The 1,051-nt window shown below is 34.8% G+C and carries 1 protein-coding gene; it reads left to right on the plus strand.

Annotated elements, in window-relative coordinates; genetic code table 11:
- Positions 1–341 precede the first annotated feature (341 nt).
- Positions 342–911 carry an ion channel gene (locus VB264_RS25005; RefSeq protein ID WP_323254133.1) on the plus strand — a complete coding sequence of 190 codons (570 nt, stop codon included), beginning with the start codon at positions 342–344 and terminating at the stop codon, positions 909–911.
- Positions 912–1,051 lie beyond the last annotated feature (140 nt).

Consider the following 1,051-nt stretch of genomic DNA (forward strand, 5'->3'; position numbering starts at 1 on the left):
GATAGCGTTGACCTTGACCTCTACGAGGGTCAGAAAGGCTTTTAAAAAAATCATTAAGCTCCATTACAAAATATTATTTGGTCAAAATTAATAAAATCCCAGAACTTAACAGCCCTGCTTCAGAGAGGGGAGCTTTAAGAACCAGAGTCTGCTCCCCTTCTCTGAAGGAGAAGGGGCTGGGGGATGAGGTTGTTAACTGTTGATTATCAATTATTTATCAACTTGTAAGTAATCAGTAGAACTTAAGTCCCTCGCTAGGAATAGAGTCGTTTCTTTTTTAAAATAGCATAGTTGTACAAGAAACCTAAAATTGTAAATTTGTAAAAATTTAAATGTGCCTTATGAGTGTTAGCTATAGAGATTTTGTGATAAAAAGCCTTGTAACAATAGGCTTGGGTTTATTCATCGTTTTGATTGACACCTACGAATTTCTAAAAGATAGTGGCACTCAGTGGATAATTGTCGGTTTGGCATTCTTGAAAATAGCCTTTATTGTATGGCAAAGCTCAAGAATGATTTTGGAAGTTACCGTAAAAGATGCCCCCTTTTATCGTTTCTTAGAGTTCGTTATCATCAATGTGCTATTGGTTACGTTTTCATTTGCAGTTGATTATTTCTGTCTCTATCATGTTAATCCTGAATGCTTTTCGGGTGTTCCTGAAAAGTTATCCATCCCTGAAACACTTTTTGAATGCTTGTATTTTAGTGTGTTGAATTTTACCAATTTTGGTTATGGAGAAATTTTGCCACAAATCATTCCTGCTAAAGTATTGGTGATGCTGGAAGACCTACTGTCGTTTTTTACCATTATCATTGTTCTCTCAGATTTTGTCAGTCTAAAAGAATCTCTCTTGGCATCCGATTTATTACAAAATAAATTACCCAAGAAAAAAGAGGGAGAAGAGGAATAGGTAAGGAAACTATCTATAAATCGTGTTCTGTGTGTCACCATAGCCGTCAGGGTATTGATTTTAAGACTTGTAAAGGGCTTTTCTTTATTTGTATTTTATTTTTCATTTTATGTTCTTTTATGGCAAAAATGTGCCAATGT

Source organism: Arcicella aquatica (assembly GCF_034928825.1).
Classification (GTDB): Bacteria; Bacteroidota; Bacteroidia; order Cytophagales; family Spirosomataceae; genus Arcicella; species Arcicella aquatica.